This is a genomic window from Paenibacillus sp. NAIST15-1 (assembly GCF_001894745.1).
GTDB lineage: Bacteria > Bacillota > Bacilli > Paenibacillales > Paenibacillaceae > Paenibacillus_B > Paenibacillus_B suaedae.
Map to the genome: position 1 here is coordinate 56,259 of NZ_BBYF01000002.1, position 19,772 is coordinate 76,030.

18 protein-coding genes are annotated in these 19,772 nt (G+C 46.1%); 10 read left to right on the forward strand and 8 right to left on the reverse strand.

What is annotated here, in order from left to right:
- Window positions 1-34: 34 nt before the first annotated feature.
- Window positions 35-730, reverse strand: a complete 696-nt coding sequence (locus tag PBN151_RS03915) for a cupin domain-containing protein (protein ID WP_072727799.1) — start codon at window positions 728-730, stop codon at window positions 35-37.
- A 190-nt stretch (window positions 731-920) separates the two neighbouring features.
- Here PBN151_RS03915 and PBN151_RS03920 point away from each other — a divergent pair, with 190 nt between their 5' ends.
- Entirely contained in the window at window positions 921-1,466 is a 546-nt protein-coding gene (locus tag PBN151_RS03920) for a putative glycolipid-binding domain-containing protein (RefSeq protein ID WP_072728474.1), read from the forward strand.
- Window positions 1,467-1,620: 154 nt separating this feature from the next.
- On the opposite strand, the gene PBN151_RS03925 is transcribed toward PBN151_RS03920, so the two are convergent.
- The 4 genes from PBN151_RS03925 to PBN151_RS03940 form a co-directional block, all read right to left on the reverse strand.
- Complete coding sequence (locus tag PBN151_RS03925) at window positions 1,621-2,760, reverse strand: glycoside hydrolase family 18 protein (protein ID WP_072727800.1); 1,140 nt, start codon at window positions 2,758-2,760, stop codon at window positions 1,621-1,623.
- Window positions 2,761-2,766: 6 nt separating this feature from the next.
- Complete coding sequence (locus tag PBN151_RS03930) at window positions 2,767-3,867, reverse strand: acyltransferase (protein WP_021253147.1); 1,101 nt, start codon at window positions 3,865-3,867, stop codon at window positions 2,767-2,769.
- A 75-nt stretch (window positions 3,868-3,942) separates the two neighbouring features.
- A complete protein-coding gene (locus tag PBN151_RS03935; protein ID WP_072727801.1) occupies window positions 3,943-5,268 on the reverse strand; it encodes a glycosyltransferase family 2 protein in 1,326 nt (441 codons plus the stop codon).
- 483 nt (window positions 5,269-5,751) lie between these two features.
- Window positions 5,752-6,801: an AI-2E family transporter gene (locus PBN151_RS03940; RefSeq protein WP_072727802.1), complete on the reverse strand. Its 1,050-nt coding sequence runs from the start codon at window positions 6,799-6,801 to the stop codon at window positions 5,752-5,754.
- 292 nt (window positions 6,802-7,093) lie between these two features.
- Between PBN151_RS03940 and PBN151_RS03945 the strand changes: the two genes are divergently transcribed.
- The 3 genes from PBN151_RS03945 to PBN151_RS03955 all read left to right on the forward strand — a co-directional run bounded on the left by PBN151_RS03945 (window position 7,094) and on the right by PBN151_RS03955 (window position 10,019).
- Window positions 7,094-8,782: a methyl-accepting chemotaxis protein gene (locus tag PBN151_RS03945; protein ID WP_072727803.1), complete on the forward strand. Its 1,689-nt coding sequence runs from the start codon at window positions 7,094-7,096 to the stop codon at window positions 8,780-8,782.
- 68 nt (window positions 8,783-8,850) lie between these two features.
- Window positions 8,851-9,135 (forward strand): hypothetical protein, encoded by a 285-nt coding sequence (locus PBN151_RS03950; RefSeq protein WP_072727804.1) that lies wholly within the window; start codon window positions 8,851-8,853, stop codon window positions 9,133-9,135.
- A 191-nt stretch (window positions 9,136-9,326) separates the two neighbouring features.
- A complete protein-coding gene (locus PBN151_RS03955) occupies window positions 9,327-10,019 on the forward strand; it encodes a hypothetical protein (RefSeq protein WP_072727805.1) in 693 nt (230 codons plus the stop codon).
- A 168-nt stretch (window positions 10,020-10,187) separates the two neighbouring features.
- Here the strand turns inward: PBN151_RS03955 and pruA are convergent, their stop codons facing one another.
- Both pruA and PBN151_RS03965 read right to left on the reverse strand, forming a co-directional pair.
- Complete coding sequence (gene pruA, locus PBN151_RS03960; protein WP_072727806.1) at window positions 10,188-11,735, reverse strand: L-glutamate gamma-semialdehyde dehydrogenase; 1,548 nt, start codon at window positions 11,733-11,735, stop codon at window positions 10,188-10,190.
- 106 nt (window positions 11,736-11,841) lie between these two features.
- Complete coding sequence (locus PBN151_RS03965; RefSeq protein ID WP_072727807.1) at window positions 11,842-12,762, reverse strand: proline dehydrogenase family protein; 921 nt, start codon at window positions 12,760-12,762, stop codon at window positions 11,842-11,844.
- A gap of 283 nt (window positions 12,763-13,045) precedes the next feature.
- Here PBN151_RS03965 and PBN151_RS03970 point away from each other — a divergent pair, with 283 nt between their 5' ends.
- On the forward strand, window positions 13,046-14,380 hold the full coding sequence (locus PBN151_RS03970) for a sigma 54-interacting transcriptional regulator (RefSeq protein WP_072727808.1): 1,335 nt from the start codon (window positions 13,046-13,048) through the stop codon (window positions 14,378-14,380).
- A 59-nt stretch (window positions 14,381-14,439) separates the two neighbouring features.
- Window positions 14,440-15,750 (forward strand): purine/pyrimidine permease, encoded by a 1,311-nt coding sequence (locus tag PBN151_RS03975; RefSeq protein WP_072727809.1) that lies wholly within the window; start codon window positions 14,440-14,442, stop codon window positions 15,748-15,750.
- A gap of 135 nt (window positions 15,751-15,885) precedes the next feature.
- On the opposite strand, the gene PBN151_RS03980 is transcribed toward PBN151_RS03975, so the two are convergent.
- Complete coding sequence (locus PBN151_RS03980; RefSeq protein ID WP_083544898.1) at window positions 15,886-16,398, reverse strand: DUF2165 family protein; 513 nt, start codon at window positions 16,396-16,398, stop codon at window positions 15,886-15,888.
- A gap of 151 nt (window positions 16,399-16,549) precedes the next feature.
- On the opposite strand from PBN151_RS03980, the gene PBN151_RS03985 reads away from it, so the two are divergent.
- The 4 genes from PBN151_RS03985 to PBN151_RS04000 all read left to right on the forward strand — a co-directional run bounded on the left by PBN151_RS03985 (window position 16,550) and on the right by PBN151_RS04000 (window position 19,112).
- Window positions 16,550-17,017 carry a DinB family protein gene (locus PBN151_RS03985; RefSeq protein ID WP_072727810.1) on the forward strand — a complete coding sequence of 156 codons (468 nt, stop codon included), beginning with the start codon at window positions 16,550-16,552 and terminating at the stop codon, window positions 17,015-17,017.
- A gap of 22 nt (window positions 17,018-17,039) precedes the next feature.
- A complete protein-coding gene (locus PBN151_RS03990) occupies window positions 17,040-17,564 on the forward strand; it encodes a GNAT family N-acetyltransferase (protein WP_072727811.1) in 525 nt (174 codons plus the stop codon).
- 62 nt (window positions 17,565-17,626) lie between these two features.
- Window positions 17,627-18,013: a DUF2500 domain-containing protein gene (locus tag PBN151_RS03995; protein ID WP_072727812.1), complete on the forward strand. Its 387-nt coding sequence runs from the start codon at window positions 17,627-17,629 to the stop codon at window positions 18,011-18,013.
- Between the two features lie 124 nt (window positions 18,014-18,137).
- Window positions 18,138-19,112 (forward strand): alpha/beta hydrolase, encoded by a 975-nt coding sequence (locus PBN151_RS04000; RefSeq protein ID WP_072727813.1) that lies wholly within the window; start codon window positions 18,138-18,140, stop codon window positions 19,110-19,112.
- Window positions 19,113-19,772 lie beyond the last annotated feature (660 nt).

Here is a 19,772-nt window from a genome sequence, read left to right on the forward strand (position 1 = left end):
AATATCTATAATTTGCTTGCCGCTGTGATTGATTTCAAAAAAACGTTCGTTGAAAAGGATAATAGGGAGGAAATCCATTTGCTGAATAAGCAGGGTGTTGATACTGGGAGTAAGGGGAGTGTGGATGTGAGGACGTGTTAGAGGAATAGTTGTATGCTGAATGCGTCACATCATCGACTTCCTGTTCACATGCTTGGCAATCTGCTGGTGGCCCGATGACAACGGTCTTTGTAATTGGAGCCAATGTATCTTTTACTTTCGCCTCATCAAGGCAATACGAATGCGCCCAGGCTGCTGGAGGGGTCAATCGGAGTATGTCTGAGCCGAAGATGACTTCTGGAGTAGGTGCATCGAAGATCGCAATCAGATGTGTATTGTCTTGGTTCGCAACCTCATAATGCCACCAGCCTTGGGGGACATTGGCGACCTGTCCTGGCTTGATTTGATAGTTTAATAATTGATTCGTGAACGGATTAATGAGGCTGACAAGTGCTTCTCCTGCTACACAATAGACCAATTCACTCGCGTTCTGATGAATATGGGGTTCTACGGTATTGCCGCTGCTTAAATAGATATCCAGTAGCGAGACGTTGCCTAGCGTATTTAATTGGCTTACGCCCAATACGTTAATGTAGTTGTTTGCATCTTTGCGAAAGAATAAGGACTGATTCACATCATAAGCAAAATGAGCATCCGGTGAAGCGAAATCAATGGAGTTATTGGTAGCCATTGCTCGTAACCTGCCTTTATAAGAATTTATATGCCATATCATATGTATTCGCCTACAAGACGTGAGCCCAAATTCTCTAGTTGGAGTGCAAACCTCAGGTAAGGTAGAATGAAGTGGTAATCTATGGATAGGTGCTAGACGCAATACGGAAGGACAAGGAAGTTGCGACAACATGGAAAAGGGAGGCATCATGATGACATATGATGTTATATGGAAACGGCTTGAAGGCGAAGGCCTTGAATACTGTACAGTTACTTTGCAGCCTGCAACGGTAATTCAAGGCAAAGTAATCTGTGCCGATGCGGATCGCTGTTTCGTTGAATATGAAGTGAAGTGCGATGCAGAGGGGGGAACTGAGGAAGTCGTGGTGCGTTACCACGAAGAACAGAAGTTAAGAACGCTCAGGCTGGAGCGGGATCATCAAGATCGCTGGACAGTAAATGGGGTAGTTCGAGAAGAACTAACAGGCGCCAAGGATATTGATATTGGTGTAACGCCATCGACCAATGTGCTGCCTATTCGGCGTCTGCAGCTCGAGATTGGTCAATGTGCCGAGGTTATGGCGGCATGGATCTGTTTCCCCGAATTCAAGGTGCAGCCATTGCTGCAATCCTATGAGAAGACAGGCGACAACACCTATATCTATCGCTCCATCGATAGCGGATATACTGCTCGTCTACAGGTGGATGCGAATGGGGTTGCTATGAATTATGAAGATCAGTGGAAGGCATTATAGGCATTCTGCAGGTAGAGGCAGGGTGCTGAAGCTGGAACAAGAAGATCAGGATTAACAAGCTTCCTTAGTTTGCCTTGCTTATCGCGAAAATAGAGCAGACCCCATGTCGCTGTATGTGGCGGCAATGAGGTCTGCATACTCTCATTCATTCACTTTACTTGTTCAAGTGCTTCGTTAAATAATTGACGATTCCATCCTTCGCATCTTGCGAATATTCCCAGACCATTGCACCGCCCAGTTCATGTTCCTTAATGTATGCAATCTTAGCCTTCAAGGCCTCCTCATCTTCATAGGAGATGAAGGTATCCCCATTGAACAAGTAAGCGGCCTTAGCGGTCTCATCGAAATAACGCTTGAATCCCTTCTGATTCAAGTATTTCTTTACGATCGTGCTATAGCTCAGATCGATCTTGTCAATGTCGATAGGCTTGCCGATGGAGAAGGCGCCATTGCTGCCCGGCTCGCTCTTGACCTTCTCCCATCCATAAGAATAGGCGGGGATGCCCAGCAGCAGCTTCTTGCTGTCTACCTCATGAGCCTTGTAGCGCTGAATAATGTCATGGACGCTCTCTTTGGCCTTGCCCTTCGCATCCTTGTACAGATTCGCATTATAGTCGGTCGTATCCGACCATCTTCCTGTCAAGTCATAGCTCATGACATTGATGTAGGAGACGTATTTCTCTATTTCCTTGACGTCGACCTTCTCGAAATACCAGTCCTGCGTGCCCGCGGCAAAGGTTAACAAGTACTTCTTATGCACATGCGGAAGTCGGTTCAACTGTTCCCTCAATTCCTTCATCAGCGCTGTAAAGTTGACTGAATCCTCAGGACGTGCCTTAATCGCACCCCAGGCATCGAAGGCGGGATACTCCCAGTCGATATCGACACCGTCCAAATCCAGTTCCTTCACCATGCTAATAATGCTTTCCGTGAACGAATAGCGATTTCCATCCATCGCAGCGTCAGAGAAGCCATCGGCATTATATCCGCCAACGGCGAGCACGAATCGAGTCTGAGGGTGCTTCTCCTTCAACTTCGTGATTTGCTGCTTAATCCGCTCATTTTCGTCCTTGTTCTCGTGGAAATAGATGTTGTTCTTATCAATTCGGGCAAATGCAATAAAGGCGATATCAATCGCTTGATCCTTCCAGTTCATTTGACTGATATCTTTCCAGATTGGAATATACACCGAAGTGATCTTCTGTTCGGCCTGACTGCTCACATTGTAAGCATAGAGAGACATTCCAACCAGCAGAGCAGCAATAAATAATTTCGTATAGAGACTGACCTTCATTCGCGCTTACCCCTTTCCACCGAACAGAACGGTAGTCATGACCTTGCTGAGATTCAACATTTTCACAAGCAGATAGCTGACAGTGAATACGGCGATAACATTGAACACGAGATTGGATGATGTCTGGAGTAGGGACGCTTCTGTTTCGGCCCTTCTCGATACGAGCAGCTCAATCAATAAATGAATGAGATAAATACTGAAGCTTGCTTTCGAAATCGAGCCAATCATTTTTTGCAGCTTGTAATTGACTCGCTCATGCAGGGTTGGTTCCTTCTCCTTAAACCAAATAAACATGGCCACAGCCATGAAAAAGGTCGTAATGGAATAGTTCCCGTAGAAGGTCTCATCCAATATCCCAAGATGTCTAGAAGCGAAGTAGGTGGCCACTGGTGTTAGGAAGAAGGAGACGATGCCTAAATTGAACAATACCTGCTTCCATTTGTCCGGCAAGCCATATGTAAATAAATAATGTCCCAAAATGAAGTAGCCGAGAAACCCTGTGAACAGCGGAATGTTCAATAGCGGAATATTGATATACTGTCCCGTCAGCTTGACGATAATGTCTGAAATAAATCGGTAACCGATGCTAATGGCAGCCCACCAGGATAAGTAATAGCGCAAATCCTTCTCACTGCATGTCTTAACAAGCTTGCTAATTAAGGGAATCGTCATATAAATGGCGATGATCGCATACAGGAACCAGAGATGGACGTAGTTGCCGTCCGTCAGCAGCTTATAGCCGAAATCCTGCAGAAACGCAAGTGCATTCATCTTGCTGTTAACGATAACGTATTGATTGTAAAGCGCATAAATCAGTGACCAGCTGACTAGTGCGATGACGAGTGGAAGTACTCGTTTTATATAAAAATCCCTGTATGTCGTAATGTTCACCCGCAGCATCATGGCGCCGCTTATCATGAAAAACACAGGAACTGCAAATCTCGATACGGAGTTGAAAATATTGCTGACCCACCAAGACGATGTGTCGAAATCATTCGTTCTCGTCAGCAAATCTGCAGTAATATGCAGCACGATGACGGCAAGAATTGACAGAATGCGTAGTATATCTACATAAATGATCCGATTGCTCTTCCAAATACTCTCCATATTCTCCCTCCCAAAATGAAGATGCGGCATTCTATTTGTTATATGGCCGCAATGCTGGTTGCGCAGATACAGGTATTAACTAATGGTGGCTACGCCTTTGCGTTCTACGAAGCCCCAGCCCTCATCATTATCAAAGTACTTAATGGTGCCGACAATATTTAAGTACAGCAGTAGATTACGGTAAGTGAGCAGCTCGTACTGACTGAACAAGAACATATAGATATAATCTCGGAGCGAGTAGCTGCTGTCGTACTTCTTGCATAAATACAATGAGGTGATGATTTGAGCGGCATTTACGAGAACAATGATGGAGAACAGGATGAGCATTTGTGTGATACTGCCGCCGAATAGAAGCATGTTAATCAGATAGATAATCGTCGTGAACGCCGTAAGGGTTCCCAGCACAAAGCCATCGATAGCAAAAAATAGACTGACGCCTAGGCTGAATTTCTGCGATAGCTGGGACCAATAGATCAAGATGCAGTCTACGAAAGCCTTCTGCCAGCGTATCCGCTGTTTATTGAAGTTCTTCAGATTTTCAGGGCATTCCGTATAGCATACGGCTTCAGGTGCGTAGACCAGCTTCTTCTTCAGTTGATTGGCCTTCATGTATTCATGAATCTTCAAAGTAATGTCGATGTCCTCGCCAACGGTGCTGCGGAAGCCATTCACTTGAACCAGCACATCTTTGTAAAAGGCGCCAAACGCTCCGGAAATGACGACGATCGAATTGAATACGGATTGGGTTAGCTTCCGTACATAAAATCCGTGAATGTAATTAAGAATTTGGCTCTTGATTAGGCCTTTCCCCATGAATTTCTCTACGATGACGCCATTTTGCTTCTCAGCGCCCTGCACAATCTTGACCGTACCGCCAAGTGCGATAATATCCTCATTGTGGAAATATTGATTGACATACTTCAATGAATTGAATTCCAGCATACTGTCTGCGTCAAGTGTAATGACGATATCCGATTGTGCGCAGTCAATGCCGGCATTGAGCGAATCAGCCTTGCCGCCATTAAGTTTGTCGATCACGAAAATATGCTTATATGTAGTAGAGCCATAGATGCCCTTGATCGCTTGATACGCTAGCTTGCCGTCGCCCGTACGCTGAACTGGCTTCAAATCAAGGAGCTCATTTAAACGCTGCATGGTATTATCCTTCGAGCCATCATTAATAATAATGACCTCGAAGTTGTAGTAATTGACACTGTTCATTGCCTCGATGCAATTTTTGATCGTGAGCTCTTCGTTGTAGGCAGGGACGAGTACGCTGATTGACTTTTCGCTCAGGTCATTATTCAATTGCTTCACCTTGCTGAACAATAAGGGAACGATCGTATACAAGAGCTGAAATCCTAAGAAGATGAACGTTGTCACATAGAAAAAATACTGCATGTAGTTTCACTCCTTCTCTCTCTAATTCGAACGAAACATGAAAAATCTTCCTTGCTTTGTGGTGATAAAGCGAAAAAGTGTGTAGGTGTATGTATGCGCGAGATGAATAAATTTGATGCTGCTTCAACAAAGTAGGGTATCGTGCCGTGATGATGTGGTCTAGGTGGAAAAGCATTGCGGTGTGGGAAATATTGACCAAGCGTTTATTCGTGTTTCCATTATCCTCCAATCTGTTAATTAGGCCATATTCTACCTAATCACAAACTATCCTAATGATTACCATATGTAAAACCGCTTTAACTTTCAAGAAAACGAATACATCACTTTCAATCGTGAGCAGACGAGCATTTTTGTCATTTTTCGTGGAACAGTGAAATTTAGGAAGTCTTTAACATTGTGAAACATAAATGACATATCAAAAAGAGCCGAGTGCTTAACGCACCGGCCCTTCGCCATGAGATGAGAGTTGCTATAAAGCAGCTGTTATTCTGTCTTCACAGGTTCTTGCCTCACGCTAACCTCAAGCAGATCCAAGAAGAACATGAATATCGGTACTCCGAGAATCAATCCCCATACGCCGAGGAAATGCTCTGCAATAATAAGAACGGCAAACGTATAGAAAATTGGCAAGTGAACCTTCGCTGACATCAGTTTCGGATTTAAGATATACGCCTCGATCGCATGGATGACGATGACCATAATGACGACGTATAAGACCTTAATCAAGCCGCCGATGGTGAAAGCAATCGCACACAACGGAATGAGTGAAATCACAACGCCCATTACCGGGATCAGCCCGAGCAGGAAGATCATGATAGCTAAGCCGAACAACTGCGGGAAGCCGAGCAACCACAAGCAGATTGTGGACAAGATGGTATTCACGATGGCGATAAGGAACTGTGCTTCAATGACCTTGCCAAATGAATACAAGAACTTATTTCCGAAATACTCCAACTCCGAATAGATGAATCCAATCTTGCTCGTTCTGAACTTCTCCGTAAATTCCATGACACGCTTCTTCTCCAGTACGAAGAACAAGCTGAGGACGAAGGAAATGATAGCTCTCGTACCCCATTGTCCAATATCAGAGACTGATTTCACGATAAAGTCGAAGCCCTTACTCACATAGCTCGCTAGGTCGATCTTCTGCAGCGAGTCTGTAATGTATTGCATGAACTCGAAATCAAAATCGTAATTCATGAAAGCCTTTGAATTATAGAACTGAATAATATTGTTCACGAGCTGCTCAATCTGTGTAATCACTTTCGGGAAGACGCTGTATGCTCCACCGATGATGGCAAGCAGCAGTACTGCATAGAGAAGCAGTACGGTTACTTTATAATTCACCTTTATGATCTTGTTGATCCTCCGATGGAGGAATGTGTGCAGCCTGTCCACTAAGTACGTTAAGATGAACGTTATAAGGATGAGGTGGATCATGCTTCGCATTGCAAAGAGCAAGGCGATAAGTACAAGAAGAATAAAGATGCGTTTGACACCAGGACCTTTGAAAAATTCTTTCACTGTTTCCATCGTAAATCTGGGGCTCCTTTGATTGTCACTTGTGAGAGCAGTTCGGTCCCTTGCCACATCTGTTAGAAGAGAACGCTCTTCCTTTCACTGTATTCAAGCATATGACATTCCATACGCGATAGCAAATGTAAGGATTCAATCTTTTACTGAAAAAAGTAAATAACTTTCTTACTTTTTTCTTAAGTAGGCGACATCACTCGGAAATATGGTGAAATTGTAAACTGACAAATGGAATATATTGCGCTAAGATGTGAAGGAGACGAGGCGATTGACATAAGAAGGAGAGGCATAAATGAGTATCCGGTGGAAAAACAGAATAGGGTTTTCGATTATTGTCATCTGCATGTTTGCAATCTTTACGTATCAATATAATGCGTCGAGCAATCAACTGAGCACAATGAAAGAGATAAAGGAACGAACACTTCAATCAACATTGCTCGCAGATAATATGAAGCTGTCGGTCGTTCAAGTTCAGCAGTGGCTTACCGATATTGGGGTTACGAGAGCGCAGGATGGTATGGACGATGGATTCAACCAAGCCGCTAAGTATGTCTCACAGTTCCAAGCGGATGTTCAGCACTTCAAGCAGCTTCATCCAGAGCTGTCCAGCAAATTAGATGAGATTGAGGGATCGTTTAGGAATTTCTATGAGATGGGCCAACAGATGGCACATGATTATATTGATAAAGGAACGGAAGCGGGGAACCAGACGATGGGCTCCTTCGACCAAGCTTCTGAACAAATTAACAAGCAGATGGACGACATACGGTCGCAGCAATTGGACCGTATTCAGCAGGAGATGAATGCCGTGGAGCAGGCGAATCGTTCTCATCAGTCGGTCTTATTCATTTTGCTGCTTGCAACCGTTCTCATTGCGATTACGACAGCGGTGGTGTTGACCAGATCCATCGCTCGATCTATGAAGCAGTTGAATGAATCTGCCCGTGTAATCGCAGACGGCGATTTGCGTCACCCTATTATTCGGACTACAAACGATGAGATGGGGCAATTGGCGAAATCATTTGAGAAGATGCGTGTTGATTTATCCCAATTGATTAGTTATGTTCAATCCGTAACAGATATGGTGGCGGATTCGTCAGAGCAGCTTCAGCAGTCGGTATTGCAGACCACGGACGCGACCAATCAATATTCGGAGTCGATGCATCGAATTGCTGAAGGCGCCGAAATACAAATGCGTGCATCTGCCGAGAGTGCAAGAGCAGTAGAAGAAATGGCACAAGGAATTGCGAGAATCGCTGCAACATCGGCTGAGGTTGCTGATTCCGCCCTCCATACAGAAAAATCGGCCTCAGGTGGGGATGAGCTCATTCGTCAAGCGGAACAGCAAATCGTGGCAGTTCATGAGGCGAACCGCAATGCCTCATACACGGTCGAGCAATTAAGCAAGCAATCTGCTGAAATTCAACAGATGGTAAACGTGATGACGACTATTGCTGCGCAGATTCAATTGCTTGCTCTAAATGCCTCTATTGAAGCGGCACAAGCCGGGGAGCATGGCAAGGGATTTGCTGTTGTTGCATCAGAAGTAAGGAAACTGGCAGATCAGTCTAAGCATGCGGCAGGGCAAATCGCAAGCCTTGTAGGTCAAGTGAATGAGAAGATGGATGCAGCGGTTGAAGCGATGGAAGAGAGCACACGAGAAGTTCTCCTCGGGCAAAAGGCAGTGCTGCATGCTAGGCAATCCTTCCATAGTATCACCCAATCGACGGAACAGGTTGCGTTGCAAATTCAAGACGTGTCCGCATCTACGGAAGAGTTGTCGGCAGGATCAGAGGAGGTTGCAGCTGCATTGTCGCAGTTGAGCGATCTTGCACAGCATGCATTTCATGAAAGTGAGCTGTTATCTTCCGCATCACAGGTTACATCGACGGCTATGGAAGATATGAATCGATCAGTTACGCGATTAAACGATCTTGCTGGTGAGCTGCAAGCTTCTGTACGTCATTTCAAGCTAAGCTAAGTGACTGGCATCGAATCGGATTTTTACCTATAATGATAGAGATTGAAGGATGAAGTGAGGGATAATACATGAGTGTAACGATAACGAAGGCATCGATGCGTCAGAATGAAGACAAGACTTATATCGGACAAGTAGTTTTCCAGTTGGAGCAATTGAAATCACCGTATGAAGTTAGCTTCTTCAGCAAGAACGGGAAGGATTGGGATTACAACCTGCACTTCACTGCCCAGTCTGGTGACGAAGAAGAATTCTACGAGTTGGATGCGAAGCTCGAAGGAGACGACGATTTGTTCGATGAATTGTTGACTGCAGCATGGGATACGCTTGAAGAAGCACCTGCAACCGACGTATAGCATATTTGGATGAAGGCAGGACATAAGTTGAAGTGGGTAAAGGATGTGAAGCAGCAGCTTCATATCCTTTTATTATTTTGAATGGAAGGAAGACATTTTATGAGATGGAATGGTATAATACGGAAACGTAAATGGATTCCAAGACATCACAGAAGCAGGCAGGAAGGTAATCATTGTGTGGAGGTGTAGCCTTGAGAAGGATTTGTTGCCTTGGCTTATTTCTATGGCTGACTATATCCTTCGTAATCCCTGTTCAAGCCGCAGATGTACTACACCGATTGACTCACAACGACCAAGATACGCTGCTTATTGGGCAAGTGATACGAAATGAGAAGGCAGGGGTAGCGATTCAAGTCATCTATATCGTGTCAGGTGAGCAGACGAAGCAAGACATTACAGTTACCTGTGCTCAGCAAGCGAATGTGTGCTATGCATGGAATGTTGGGGATATGGCGTTATTCTCACTCGATAGGACGGATACAACAGATAGGAACTATAAGATGAAGTGGGGAAGTTATCCGCTTAAGATTGCAGAAGGTAAGGCGCTTTTGAAGGATGCACAGGTAGAGCCGGACATTGCAGCCTTGCAATACTATGTGAATAGCGGCGGAAAGTCATTATCGTTTGTAATTGATGGAGAACGGGTTCTAGGCAGGTACGACAATGGTGAGATTGTTCGAATTGCGCCTAAGATGGATCATGCGGCCCAGAAGCATACGGAGGATGGGATTGGGCAGCTGATACGCCCTCATGAATATAATCATCAAGTTACACAGCTGAAAGACATGGATCATGTGGAAAATCGGTATACTCGCGTTATTTGGATTGTTGCAGAAATTCTCGGTTTTTTGATTGCGGGTGCCCTATTACTTGGGAAGAGATAACGAAAAGCCATCAATAATGTTACCGGTAACCCTGTGCATCCAGATGGTTCTTTATCATAAAGAAGCCAGCAAGCTGTCCCTGTAACAGAGGAGGCCTGCCGGCTAATCTCGATCGTAGGATAAGTGCAGCTAATCTTAGTAAATTATATCATTGAAGTGAATTGGAGATTACCACTTCTCTGATACAAGCTTCGCTTGTGTGAAGAGGAGCAGGTAGTCTCTTCCTCCTGCCTTCGAGTCGGTTCCTGACATATTGAATCCGCCAAATGGATGTACGCCTACTAGTGCGCCTGTACATTTACGGTTGAAATACAGGTTGCCGCAGTGCATATGATGGCGCGCATATTCCAGATGCTCGCGGTTCATGCTGTACACTGCACCGGTCAAGCCATAATCGGTATTGTTGAAAATATCGATCGCTTGCTCGAAGTTCGAAGCCTTGCTGATCGCCAGTACGGGACCGAATATTTCTTCCTTCATGATGGTTGCTTCTGCATCAACATCTACGTACACTGTCGGTTGGATATAGTATCCGTTGCCATCGGCAATACTGCCTCCAGCTACGAGTCTGCCTTCGCCTTTGCCAACCTCAATATATTTCATAATGCTGTCGTACGCATGCTTATCGATGACTGGACCAATTGGGGCGTTCTCCTCAGCCAGACCTACACGCAAAGCTTGCGTTTTCTCGGTGACGAGTCGAACAACTTCGTCGTATACCGCCTCATGGACAATGGCGCGCGAACCGGCGGAACACTTCTGTCCTTGGAAGCCGAAGGCAGATTGTACGATCGCAGTTGCTGCTTCTTCCACATCTCCGGTTTGATCCACGACGATGCCATCCTTACCGCCCATTTCTGCGATGAAGCGCTTGATCCACAGCTGGCCTGGCTGTGTCTTAGCAACACGCTCATTGATGCGAAGTCCTACGTCGCGTGATCCCGTGAAGGATACGAAGCGAGTACGCGGATGATCAACTAAGAAGTCGCCAATCTCTGAGCCAGAACCAGGAACGTAGTTTACTACACCTGCTGGAAGGCCAACCTCCTCCAATAACTCAACGAATTTCGCTGCAATGACAGGAGAGGCGGAAGAAGGCTTCAGCACGACAGTATTCCCAGATACGATAGCTGCACAGGTCATGCCAGCCATAATGGCAAGCGGGAAGTTCCACGGTGGAATGACGATTCCGATGCCTAGTGGAATGTAAGTGAGACGATTGTCTTCACCAGCAATTGTTGTAATCGGCTGTGGACCACTAAGACGAATCATTTCCCGCGCATAGAATTCTAAGAAATCAATTGCTTCCGCCACGTCCGCATCTGCTTCTGCCCAGTTCTTGCCGACCTCGTATACAAGCCAAGCAGCATAGTCGAACTTGCGGCGGCGCATGACGGCAGCTGCCTTGAACAAATACCCTGCACGCACATCTGGGGCAACGTGCTGCCACTTGGAGAATGCTGCATCCGCTGCTGCAATTGCTGATTCTGCGAGCTCGACGCCAGCTTGAGCAACATGGCCCACAATTTGATCAAGGTCGCCTGGGTTCGAAGAGGTGCTTCGCTTCTCTGTCAAGATTCGCTCGCCGCCGATGACCAATGGGTAGGTATTACCCAGCTGCTCACGCACTCTGAGCAATGCGCCTTGCATTGCCGTGCGATTGCCCTCTGCTGTGAAATCCGTAAATGGCTCATTCCGATAATCGATTACTGTCATCTAGATGACCTCCTTAACGAATGGATACTTAGTAATATGGAGTTGAGTGCTGTCAATTTGTATGAGATGGATCTGCTATAGCATGCAGGATGCTATGCCTATGCCCCTATGCCTTAAACATCGATTTGAGAACGAACCCGACGTTCGCAGGACGTTCTGCAAGTCGGCGCATGAAATATCCATACCAGTCATTTCCGTATGGGACATATACGCGCATGGTGTAACCTTCGTCAGCAAGCTGCTGCTGTGCTTGAGTCCGAATGCCGTATAACATTTGAAATTCGAATTGTGTGCGTGGAATATTGTGAGTTTGTGCGATTTGTTTGACGTGATCGATGATGTGGTCGTCGTGTGTGGCGATCGCGGCATAATTGCCGTTGGCTAGATGCTGTTCAATGATGTGGATGAAATTGCGGTCGACATCAACCTTGTTCGGGTATGCAACCTGTGGTGATTCTTTGTATGCTCCCTTAACCAGCCGCAGATTGGGTTTGTAGCGGTTAAGATGTTCGATATCCTCGCTGCTCTTGTACAGATAAGCCTGAATGACAAGGCCAACCGTGCTGCCGAACTCTTCGCGAAGCTGATTGAAGATGTCGATGGAAGCTTCGTTGCGAGCGTAGTCTTCCATGTCGATGCGCACGAAGTTATTATGACGGCGAGCAGTATCTAGGATGGCGCGCATATGATCCATGCAGAGCTGTGGCGAGATGTCCAAGCCGAGCTGAGTTAGCTTGACTGAGAGATTGGACGTAACTTGATGCGCTGCTATTTCATTTAAGGTGCGGATACAATACTGTGCTGATTCTGCTGCTTCCTCTTTGGTGGAAATAAACTCGCCAAGATGGTCGAGCGTGGCTACGATTCCACGATCATTTAATTGCTTAACCGTTGTAATCGCTTCCGAAATTTGCTCTCCCGCGACGAATCGTTTAGCGCCAAATCGCAGTCCGTATTTCTTCGCTGTGCGATTGGCCAGCCGATTCTTCGAGAGAAAGAGAAATGCATTGCGCATGATTGCCTCCATGGCGTGCAGCTTCCTCTCTTTACTGTAATGGTATTTTTACATTCTTCTCATTCGCAATACGTTCATTAGCACTGGAATAAGTGTTCAAAAATTATACACAAATACAATTTATGATTAATTATAATCACATCAAGCGCATAAAGTAAATCATTATTTTAGCATCATATGGAAAATGGGTTGGGCTCTACATGTGCACGGAACAGGTGTCTATTTGTGTTTTCGTTGCTTTTTCCCACTCTTTTTGCCATAATTTAAGAAAAAATAGAGAAGAATCGGTGATAGAATGCTAGAGTCGCAACAAATACAATCATGGCTCGAAGGCGTGTTGAAAGCGACGAATGATGCAGTGACGATTGTTGATCCTGAGGGTACGGTTATCTATTGGAATGGTGCCGCTGAGCGTACGTATGGCATTGAGCGGACTGTCATCGTAGGGCGGAAGATCGGAGACTACTTCCAACGGGAATCGATTATGCTGCTGCAAGTGATGGAGAGCGGACAGGAAGTTCGCGAGGTCTATCATGAACCGCGTCCGGGGATGCACGTGATGATCAATGCCATTCCTGTATTCGATCAGAATCAGGAGCTTATGGGCGCCATTTCGATTGAACGGAATGTAACACAATATGTGAAATTGAGCGCAGAGATGGTCAGCCGTTCAAGTGAAGAGGGAGTGACGACATCCTTACTGCCGCTGACCGCGGAGAAGCAGAGCAGTCTAGGGGCATTGGCTCGGATGAAGTGTCCGCTGCTGCTAACCGGATCTGCAGGAGCAGGGAAGAAGTCGGTTGCGAAGTGGATGCACGCTCACTGTGGTCGTGAAGGACAGTTCGTCTATGTAAGCTGTAGTGGGATTCCAGCAGGCCTGCTGGAGGCTGAATTGTTCGGCTATGAAGGAGAGCACCCACGAATAGGCAAGCTTGAGCTGGCGCAGAATGGAACCTTGTATTTGAAGGATGTGCATATGCTTCCGGCTTCGGTGCAGGAGAGGTTAATAGAAGCACTGCAAGAAGGTCAATATGTTCGGTCGGGAGAGATGGAATCGAAGGAAGCCGTCACGCTCGATGCGCATGTGATAGCCTCGATTCCAGAAGAGAACGGTGAGTGGGCTGGATTTGAGCGGGAACAATCTGCTCAATTGTTGAAGGAGATGTACTATGTGTTCCAGATCGAGCATATTCCTTCTCTCATGGAGCGCCAGCAGGAGCTTCCTGAATTGTCACGCTTCTACTTAAGTGAAGCTGCGGAGAAGGTTGGCGCGGCTATACCGAGTCTAGGTGCGGATGCAATGGCGGCGATAACGTCTTATCGTTGGCCCGGCAACATGGCGCAATTGGCCAATGCGATGCAATATGCGCTAGCGTCTCATCTAGGGCGCGGCGGAGACGGGGTCATTGCTGCTCAGGATCTGCCCGACTATGCCCGGCTTACGACACTGAATGAGTTGACGCAGCCCGAACTCCCGCTGAGCGTTCATTCGGAAGAGATGGAACGAGCGCTTATCTCGGAGACGCTGCAGCGAACGAAGGGCAACAAGGCCAAGGCAGCTAGACAGCTCGGCATATCGCGCGGAGCGTTGTATTATAAGATTAGGCAGTATGGACTGGAAGGTTCATAGCATTACAACTGCATCATAGAATAGACAACTTAGATAGAGATAGGAACAGGTGAGACATCATGAAATTAGGATTGGCCTCATTCCAATGGCTCGTATTTATTTTGGCGGGAAGCCTCGTTGCTCCGCTGGCTGTTGGACATGCGTTTGGATTTTCACCGCAGGATATTGCGGAATTTATGCAGCGCACGTTTTTGATTATCGGGATATCAGGTATATTGCAGACGATGTTCGGTCATCGGCTGCCGATTATGGAGAATCCGGCTGGTTTATGGTGGGGCGTCTTCGCAGTCTACGGCGGCCTCATCGCGGCAGGAACAATATCGCTCGAAGGCGGACTGCGGCAGCTGGAGATGGGGATGCTGATTGCAGGCGCGCTCTTCATTATCATTGCTGTGCTGCGCTTAACGTCGGCAATTGGCAAGCTGTTCACACCGCTTGTCGTAGGGACGTATCTGCTTCTGCTTGTTGCACAGCTTAGCGGCTCCTTCATGAAGGGAATGCTCGGAGTTGGCTATCGTGCCTCTACACATGTAGAGCTTCAGGTTGCGATTCCCGCAATTATTACATTATTGTGTGCCATGCTGCTGCCGCGGAGTTCGAAGGCCTTTTTGCGCAACTATTCTGTGCTCATTAGCTTGTGTATTGGTTGGCTGTTGTTCTATCTGCTCGGCATCACAGAGCCTATACAGCCTTCTGCTTCATGGGTATCAGCGCCTATGCCATTCGCTTGGGGCCTGCCTGAATTGGATTCTGGCATCTTGATGACGTCCTTGTTCGTCAGTCTTCTTCTCATTGCCAATATGATGACGAGCATTCGCGTCATGGAGGGCGTTATGGATAATTCAGGAAAGACATCCGAACCTGTCAATTATGATCGTACAATGCTGATGATGGGTGCGAATACAGGCTTAGGAGGCATTTTCTCCGCAATGGGATGTGTTCCGATTTCAGGGACAGCGGGCTTCATCATGACGACTCGAATTTATGAGCGTCTGCCATTCGTTATTGCCTGTGTGCTCATTGCAGGGATTAGCTTCTTTCCGCCTGCAACGGCCTTTTTTGCATCGATTCCCATGCCGGTAGGGTATGCAACGATATTCATCCCATTCGCTTCGATGGTTGGATTGGGATTGAAGGAGCTCCAATCGATTCCTATGAATGAGCGCAATCGCTTTATCCTCGGCGTATCTATTATGATGGGGATTGGCTGTATGTTCATCCCGGCTGAAGCAGTTGGGCAATTGCCAGGGCTGCTGAAGACTATGGCGAACAACGGATTGATCGTAGGCATGATCCTATGCATGGCGATGGAGCAGGGAAGCCGCTTGCTGGATCGTGGAGCGGGCAGAACACAGAAGGAAGAATCGTAGGAAGCTGAATGTTGTATATAATCTTGCGATGGAACGAAGAGAAGAACAACTAAATATATCGAAAAGAAAGGCGTCAAATTGGATTTGTCGCCTTTTTCGTATTATAATAGATTGGCAAAATAGGGAAATGGTAGATTAGTTCACTTCATCGTTTTTCATGGTTAGAAAAATGAGAACACCCATCATGAATGTAGTCAGTCGATCCGCAGGGAACAAGCCATTCCACTCTGAGGACATCCACATGCCGAACCATTCGCCACCGATTACCTGAAAACCTAGGAACCACACGCACAAGCCAAGAATAAGACCCGCGATCGACAAGTTCTTCGCTTTGTGGAAGGATTCTGCGTCTGCATGCAAGTGGGAGAACAGGCGAAGTGATCCCCAGATGCAAATGAATGCGACAGCTGCCTCTGTGATGATAATCGCAATATAACCAATATGATGAATCGTCGTTCCTGTTATGGCGCGGTACATAATGTTGTTATCGGGAAATGTGGTGTCCATACTAAGCACATGCTTCACGAATTGGAAGTTCGTATTATAATCTGTAATATTGCCGAAGGCGACGAGGAACACATACAGCCCGAAGAACATCACGGCTAATGCTTTGGTAAAGCGGATTAACACACCTGTTGAGAGATTCATAGCTGTTACCCCTTTTCTATGTTTTTCTATGTAATGATTTAACAATACTACTATAGCACCCATGAATATGTTGTCAAACGTTCATATTGGTGTGCGAAAATATCAAATTGCGAGACATACATCATTGACACAGGGAGAGGTTTCAATCGACATGGAAGCTCATAAACAATCACTTATTCATCAATTGAATCTTGCTGTACAATCAATTCGTTGCATCTTGGAACAGGTAACAGAGCAGCAGTTGGATTTGCAGCCCATGGCTCATAAACGTTCTTTACGAGACATGCTCGCTCATTTGACTCTCATTTGCGCGGCCGATCTGCATATTATGAACGAAGCAACTCAGACCGATATGGATCGTTTCTATGAAGAACATACACCACATACAATCGAAGAAATGAAGGAAACGTTGGCAGACGCTCACCAATCATTAGTTGAAGCGATGCGTTCGTGGTCGGAAGAGCACTGGCTTGAAATCAAAACCGCGTATTGGGGAGTTGCATATTCGCGCTTTGAGTGGATGCTGGAAATCATCCTTCATTTGGCGCATCACCGGGGTCAGTTGTTCACCTTGCTGTGTGAGCATGCGGCGGAGCCTAAGATTGTAATGTTTGAATAGATGGGATTGGAGGCATTACACCATGGGTGGGACTGAGAAGACGATAGAGCTGAGATCGCTCAAGCTTACAGATGGTTATGATATTTACGAGATGCTGCAGGGGATCGGCCCAGGTGAGAATGGCTTCGTCAATAGTGCGTACGGCATAAGAAGAGGCCAATTCCGAAGCTACCTGAGACAGCATTGGAATATATCGCAAGGGATAAATCTAATGCCGCAATATGTGCAGCAGACGATATATTGGCTTTATGTGGACGGTCGACCGATTGGATATGGGAAGCTTCGGCACAGATTGAATGAAGCGCTGCTTGAACGAGGAGGTCATATTGGCTACGTCATCCGGCTAGATGAGCGTGGCAAAGGATATGGAACGCTCTTACTCCGTGAACTTGTTCGTGAAGCAGCGGGACTTGGGTTGACAGAAGTGCTGCTGACAGTCGATGAAGATAATCTTCGCTCACGAAGAGTGATTGAAGGCAACGAGGGCGTATTAAGCGACACCAAGGATGGAATTTGCAAGTATTGGATTACGATCAAGACGGGGTAAGTTATCAGCCTTATCAGCCGGGGTTATACTCAGAGTCAACAAATAAAGGAGCAGGGTACTGCATGGGCGTAGGAGGATTCAATGAGCCAGCATCAATGTTCAATCTGATGTCTACGATCTTCCCAATTTTCATTGTTCTGTTTATAGCTGTCTTCATCTTTGTGATTATTAAGGGTATTATGCAATGGAACTACAACAATCAACAGCCAGTTCTAACTGTGGAAGCGATAGTGACGGATAAGCGAACAGAAGTGTCCAATAGTCATCACGCGGATCATCACAGCCATTATTCAACCCATTATTACGCGACGTTCGAAGTGGAGAGCGGGGATCGGATGGAGTTCCATGTGAAGAAATCGGACTACGGATTGCTGGCCGCAGGAGATCGCGGAAAGTTGACATTTCAAGGGACGAGGTTTTATGAGTTCGAGCGGTATCACGTTCGTTGAGAGAAGGATGGTATCATACGCGCAGCTAGACGATACAGTGGGCATGGAACTGGCGAAATGATGTTGGAGCAGCTATCATATAGAGAGACAGACAGAATAGGAACTTTGCAAAGGATGATTGTACATGTGGTGGATTGGAGCGGCTGCGTTCATTCTTATCCTGATTATTGTGATTTCAACGATTGCAGTGAGCCGGTATGCTTTCCGTCAGGTAACAATGTGGGAGAGAAGCACGCTGGACAAAGCGTTTGACGCGGTTGAAGGGTTCGGCTTGATGAGCAGGCAGGAATTCGCTGAAATGGCCAAGGAAGATGTATTCATCACTTCGGAGGACGGTCTGACGCTGCGCGGGTACTATATCGAGCCCTATCCAGAGCGCAAGAAAGTCATGATTATCGTCCACGGCTATACGGCAAATCATATTATTGGCTCGCAGTTTATCAATCTATTTACCGAGGAAGGCTATAATGTGCTCCTTGTGGATCAGCGGAGCCATGGGCGAAGCGAAGGGACGTATGCAACGTATGGCTACTATGAGCGTCAAGACCTCGATCGCTGGGTTGCATGGGTACGTGAACGAGTTGGTCATGATGCCTTCATCGGTCTTCATGGGCAATCGATGGGTGGAGGCACAGTACTGATGTATGCAGGCATTAATAAGCATGCCAAATTCATCATTGCGGATTGCCCCTATTCGGACATGGAAGAATTAATGAAATATCAAATGAAGGAACTGAACCATGTTCCGCATTTTCCATTTATTGCGCTGTTGGAACGGAGCTTGAATCGGATAGCGCAGTTCTCGATGAAGCAGGTGAAGCCGATTCTAGAGGTTGCGAACAAGGACATCCCTCTACTGCTGATACACGGCAAGGCAGACACATTCGTGCCAACGCGGATGAGCGAACAGATCTATCAAGAGAAGACAGAGGGCTTAACGAAGCTGGTTATTATCGACGATGCTGTGCATGCGAATGCATACCCAACCGATCGTCAGAAGTACGAGTCTGCTGTGCATGATTTCCTGAAGGAAGTTCAGGATCAATATGACGAGGCGGGAGTCAATGTGTGGACAGGAAGCAATGCGAATGGAGCATGAGGCGCTGGGATTTACGCCATGTGAATTTATAAATAGCTCCAATTCATATCGATGAAATGGATGAAGGATGACTGTATGATGCAGTCATCCTTTTTTTTGTCTTCAATTGACAAAAAACGATGGTAAACATGTTCATAGAATGGAGGATATTGGCAATAAAAACCAATATCTATGTGACAGCAGCTGAAGTGAAAACCGATGTCGAATCTTTGAAAAAAATAACACTAGTAAGCATATAATTATAGTATAATATAGGCTACCACATGACAAAAAATAGCAGATTTCGATCTCCGCAATCGGGACTCCTTAAGGAAACTCACCATAGAAACGAACCCCCGAACGGTATCTTTCCTATTATTTCATCCTGCTGCATTCCTGACATTATTCCATGCAATCCTTGAATTTCACAGTTTTGAGAGAGAATGATGTCCCTTGAGTTAGGAGCTTACTTCTTAATTAGGTAGGAGAGTTATCTCTTCATCTCTTCCTATTCTTATCACTTGCCATTCGCATATTGGAATTGGCTTATATTTTGCCAAGGAGGGATGCCTGCATAACGATGAACACAGGTAAGAAGAGTAATTAGGCAAGAGGGGGGATATCACCGCAGCGAAACAGACAAAAAACAACAAGAATCAATAATAAACAATATTATTCGTT